The organism is Blastomonas sp. (assembly GCF_041747255.1).
GTDB lineage: Bacteria > Pseudomonadota > Alphaproteobacteria > Sphingomonadales > Sphingomonadaceae > Blastomonas.
Window position 1 is genome coordinate 1 of the sequence record NZ_JBGTFM010000267.1, and the last position, 5153, is coordinate 5153.

Sequence of the window (5153 nt, forward strand, 5' to 3'; positions counted from 1 at the left end):
GCTCTATTTTTCCGGTCATGGGGTCGCAATCGGTAGCGGCGGCGATGTGCGGATGGTACCAGTGGATGTCGGGCGCGACGGGCTTGCGGTAACCGAGCCATTGTCGCGATCGGCGATCACCCGCAACCTCATGGGATCGGGCGCGCGCACCGTGCTGGTGGTCCTGGATATGTGCCGCAACGCCATAAATATGCCGTTGGCAAAGGTCGCGACCAGCGATGCAGTCACCGGAGGCGACGATGTGCTGGTGCCGGGCTCCAAGGGGCTGCGCCGGGTGATCCGGGCGTCCGAGAGCCAGATCCGCGCCGACCAAGGCTATCTGGTGGCCTTTTCAACCAGCGCCGACCAGTTTGCGTTCGACAACGGCATTTTCTCCAAGGTGCTGGCAGAGGAAATCCGCCGTCCGCAGCAAAACATAGCCGATGCCATGAAGCGCGTGTCGGATCGCGTTGCGATGGCGAAATCCAGCAGCTTCCAAAAACCGACGTTCGATTACGGATTGCAGGGGCAGCCGCCGTGCTTCGTCTCCTGCGATCCCAGCAGCGGCAACCGCTTCTATGACTGCGCCAGCTGCCCCTGGATGCGGATCGTGCCCGCCGGACGCGCCCAGATCGGTTCGCCGCTGTCGGAGGCAGGGCGAGGCAAGGACGAACCGGTCCAGCAACAGGCGGTCATCGCCCGCGATTTCGCAATGGGCGTGTATGAGGTCACTGTGGCCGAGTGGACCGCCTGCGTGCGCGACGGGGCGTGCCCCAGGCTTGCGACATGGGCGGCGGACAATCCCAACCCGCTGATCCCTGCGACCAGCATCAGCCATGATGATGCCGCGGCGTTCCTGGGCTGGATTTCGCGTCAATCGGGTCGAACGTACCGGCTGCCGACCGATGCCGAATGGGAATATGCCAGCCGGGCAGGCGCGTCCAGCGCCTTCCCCTGGGGAGACAGCATCACCCCATCGGATGCCAATTACGATCACACCGCCCGCTATCAGGGCTCCCCTACCTCACCCTATCGTGGCTATCCCGAGGCTGTCTCAGGCTATCCGCCCAATGGATTTGGCTTGTACCAGATGCAGGGCAATGTCTGGGAATGGACATCGCAATGCCTGGATGCTGCCTGCCTGAAACGCGCAGTGCGCGGCGGCTCATTCGAGAGCGTGCCGGCGGCGCTGCGTTCGGCCAACCGCTTCGGCGTGGCTGCGAGCAAGCGCCGCGACGATTTGGGCCTGCGCGTCGTGCGCGATCTGGAGTCTGACGAAACCGGGACCTGGGGCTGATCGATGGCGACCCCGGTACGACTGATCCTGACGCTTTGCGTGCTTTTCGCCGGGGTTGGCGCGCCTGGCGTCCGGGCCGAAACCCGCGCGATCCTGATTGGCGTGGCGCAATATCAGTCGCAAGTCATCCCAGACCTCGTCGGCCCTGCCAACGATGTAACGGCCATGGAGGCCTTGGTCCGCAGCATGGCCGCGCGCGATGTCGTGACCCTGCGCGATGGCGCGGTTAGCCGCTCAAGCGTCGAAACCGCAATCCATGACATGGGCACCCGCGCTGTGGCGGGCGATTGGGTGCTGGTCTATTTCTCGGGCCATGGGGCGCAGGCGCTGGCGCAGAATCCGACCGAGGCCGATGGCGCGTTCGACCAATTTGTGCCTCTGTCGGGTTTCGATCCTGTCCGGCAGGACCCAGAAACCTTCATCGTTGACAAGGACTTTTATGCCTGGATGAAGCGCTATTTGCCCCAAGATGTTGCAATCCTGATGGTTGTGGACAGCTGCCATTCGGGCACTATGCACCGCGCGATCGACACCAGGGCCTATGCCTTCACCCCGCGTATAGCGTTCAGGCCCGTCGATTCGCGCGCGATTGAGCTGGTCGCGCGGCCCGGCCCGAAGTTTGGTGCGTTGCGGGGGGATGCCCTGCAAACCGGCGGGACTAGCGCCCGCCGCGATGATCTGCCCAACTTGGTCTATATTGGCGCCTCGCGCGACGATCAGCTGGCGCTGGAAACCGAGCTGCCGCAGGAAGGCGCGCCGCAGCGCGGGGTGCTGACCTATGCACTGGAACAGGCGCTGAGCATGCCGGGCACCAACGAGCTTTCACCAGTGGCAGATCTGGACGGCGACGGCATGGTTTCGGTTATTGAGATAGGGTCCTATCTCAATAGCCAGGTACGCATGCTCACCGCACAGCGGCAGGAAAGCACGCTGTTTTTTCCTACTGGCTGGGCCGAGCGCCCTCTGTTCTCTGCACTCCCGACTTTGCGGCTCCCCTATGACCTGCCGCTGCAAAATGTTGTGATCGCAGGTCAAAACGATGCTGTGCTAGCCGCGCCCATTAATGCGCCATGGCAGCTGGCGACGTCCTCGAACAATGCCGATTTCATTTGGCTAACCGGATCGGAGGAGGTGCTGCGCCGCTCGGGCGATGTCGTGGCCACCGGCATTGCCAGTCTGGATGCCTTTGCCGGGGTGATGGAAAAATGGCATTCGGTGCTGGCGTTGCGCCCGTTGGTGTCCGAGCTGGCGATGCGGCTGTCGCTCAATCCTTTGGGGTCGGACGAGTTGTACGGTGAAGGCGCACCGATCAGCATCGCAATGGAACGCGCAGGCCGCAGCGGCGGCCAGCGTTTTGCCACTGTTTTCAACCTGGCATCGGACGGCACCGTCCAACTGATCTATCCGCTGGGAGCCGATGGCGACGGCAGGCTGGGCGCAGAGATGCCGCATTCACTGCTCGACACGGTAGTGGTACCACCCTTTGGCGTGGATCACATTGTCGCGTTGGCTACCCCAGAGGTGCCCGAGGCGCTTCGCGCGGCGCTGCGCAATGCCGATGGTCTCCGCACCACCGGGGGACTCGTCGGCCTGATTCGCAGCGAACTTAAGCGTGGACGTGGCAAGGCGTCATTATCTATTGCGGAGATATATACCGGCAACTGACCAGGGATTTCGTCCCGCAGAGTGATGATACAGTTGATCATCAGGTTTGGAGAGAAGCTGTTCCCCACGAAAACGCCCGCGCAAATGAGGCGGTCCGTCGAGCGAACCAGCCGAGTGAACAGAGCACAAGGGTGCTCGCCCGCCGCCATGTCATCGGTCGGACCACAGTGCAGAAATGGCGCAAGCGGCGGAGCGTCATCAGCGAAGTCCCTAAGAGGCCGAGGGTTCATAATTAAACCGTGAAAACAATCGAAGACGATGCGACGATTGTTGCATTTCGGCGTAACCGCTCGTCACGCTCGACCTTTGACCTAAAGCATTGTAGGCCACGACCCTGTATCGGACGCGATCCGAGATTGCCAGTATCTTCGCGGTTGAGCACCCGATCTGAAGGCAACACCCGTTTGTGGGTGAATTGCTGCCTCCTCGTGCCTGCACGGGAGATGTGCAGATCGTGCCGCCTCGTGACAAGTTGATGCCGCGCCCACCCGCTATTTGGGGCCGACCGTGCCCACCCCTGGCCAGTCGGTATCGCTCACGCGTTCGAGCCGCATGGTCAAAAACCTGCGCTTTGGTTGCCCGGCGAATGCCATGAAGCCCTCTTCGGTCCACACCCCGTCCTGGTGACGAGCAAAATAGGAAATGCTTACCGCACCGGTTTCGATGCCCCAGTTAAAGCCCTCTGCGGTCGCCTTGAACCATGGCCGGGCGGTCATGCCGCGTGCCGTGCTGGTCATCACATATTCGTCGGCCGCCGGATCATAGGTCACCATGGCGACAGCGTTAAACGCCAGCCCGCCGTCAGCGTGGTAGCCGCGTCCCTCGATCAGTCGCACGGTGCCGCCGGCCAGCGCGCCGATCCGCTCGGTTTGCACCAGCTCGATGTCGCCCTCCGGCCCTGAACTGGATACCGTGCCGCGCCAGACACCGTCCATCCACCCGACCCGCGCCATGGCCGCGCGCTGTTCGGCGATCAGCGCCTCGGCAACGGGCACTGCGTTTTGCGCCTGCACAGGCGCGCCGCTGACCAGCCCCATAGCGATAGCAGTAGCTAGAACTGATTGGGAAAAGCGAAAGTTCATCTGGCAAGCTCCTTGTTTTGGCGCGCAACCCGTGCACAATCGCACCATGGGTTTGAAACCGATTAGCGCTGCCGCCCCGCGCCCGGCCAACCGGCATTTCGCGAAACGCGTCCGCAATTTCGTGAAAACGTGCCTTGCCTTGCCGGGAATGCCGGTGCTGCCCGCAATTAGCTTGGCGTCCGCGCTGATCGCAACCATCGCGGAGGCGTTCGGGACCGACGCGCTGCCGTGGGGCCAGCGGCTCGCCTTTTGGATCATCCTTATGGGAATCCAAACCGCCAAGTGGCTGGCGCTGTTGGCATGGCTGGTCGATCAACCAAAAGACTACTGGAAGGCAGCAATCATCGGGGTAGCGGTGCTCAACCCCTTGATCCCGATCGACGTCTGGCTATCGTTCCGGCTGGTCGGCATATCCACGCCGCTCGCGATCGGCCCGGTGCTGGGCCCTGTGCTGCTCGTTGCCCTGGCGATCCTTAGCGTGATGGCGATCATCCATCCTCCGGTGTGGTGGTGGCGCAGGTACAGATCGGCGCGCAGCCTGCTGGCGGACCGCAACCTGTTGCCTTCGGATGTCGTGGCCGTCGCGGCAGAAGATCATTATTGCCGGATCTATCTTGGCGACGGGCGGCAAGTGCTGTTGGCGGGCCGTTTTGCAGATCTGATCGATGAACTTGGCGATGCCGACGGGATGCGGATCCATCGCGGACGCTGGGTTTCTGATGGCGGGGTGCACGCAAGCCGCCGCGCAGGGCGTGGGTGGGAAGTGCTGTTGTCCTGCGGAGCCGCGATGCGGGTCAGCGCGACTTATCGCGCCGCCGCGCGGCAACGGGGTTGGCTCGATCGCAACCCGGAAAAGGGGAGCCTGCGCGCCTAGGCCTTTTGCTGACTCAAAATGACCGGTTCCGGCATAAGCGGATGTTCCCGCTGCCGCATCAGAACGGCGTATGTCGGGTCGGGTGCAGCCGCTACCTCGAAAGCCGGATCTTGGGACTTATACCAACGCGCATTGATCACGACCCATGCGCCCATCTTCGTAGGCCGATAGACATAATTCGCCATGGCTGATCGACGAGCTTGTTCCATGCGAAGCAGCAGTGTTCGACGATGTCGTCGTATGATTGGTAGATGCG

4 protein-coding genes and 1 pseudogene are annotated in these 5153 nt (G+C 62.5%); 3 read left to right on the forward strand and 2 right to left on the reverse strand.

Annotated elements, in window-relative coordinates; translation table 11 throughout:
- On the forward strand, positions 1-1276 hold a 1276-nt coding region (locus ACEW8G_RS09150), incomplete at its 5' end, for an SUMF1/EgtB/PvdO family nonheme iron enzyme (RefSeq protein ID WP_373488119.1).
- A 3-nt stretch (positions 1277-1279) separates the two neighbouring features.
- On the forward strand, positions 1280-2941 hold the full coding sequence (locus ACEW8G_RS09155; RefSeq protein ID WP_373488120.1) for a caspase family protein: 1662 nt from the start codon (positions 1280-1282) through the stop codon (positions 2939-2941).
- A 491-nt stretch (positions 2942-3432) separates the two neighbouring features.
- Here ACEW8G_RS09155 and ACEW8G_RS09160 read toward each other — a convergent pair whose 3' ends face one another.
- Positions 3433-4023, reverse strand: a complete 591-nt coding sequence (locus ACEW8G_RS09160) for a DUF1579 domain-containing protein (RefSeq protein ID WP_373488121.1) — start codon at positions 4021-4023, stop codon at positions 3433-3435.
- 31 nt (positions 4024-4054) lie between these two features.
- On the opposite strand from ACEW8G_RS09160, the gene ACEW8G_RS09165 reads away from it, so the two are divergent.
- Positions 4055-4897 (forward strand): LytTR family DNA-binding domain-containing protein, encoded by an 843-nt coding sequence (locus tag ACEW8G_RS09165; RefSeq protein ID WP_373488122.1) that lies wholly within the window; start codon positions 4055-4057, stop codon positions 4895-4897.
- 136 nt (positions 4898-5033) lie between these two features.
- On the opposite strand, the pseudogene ACEW8G_RS09170 reads toward ACEW8G_RS09165, so the two are convergent.
- Positions 5034-5153: pseudogene (locus ACEW8G_RS09170) on the reverse strand (IS630 family transposase); the annotation flags it as partial.

What these genes read in the sequence shown, in the direction of transcription:
- ACEW8G_RS09155 (WP_373488120.1), top strand. Translation starts at nt 1,280, where the DNA reads ATGGCGACCCCGGTACGACTGATCCTGACGCTTTGCGTGCTTTTCGCC.
- ACEW8G_RS09160 (WP_373488121.1), bottom strand. Translation starts at nt 4,023, where the DNA reads ATGAACTTTCGCTTTTCCCAATCAGTTCTAGCTACTGCTATCGCTATG.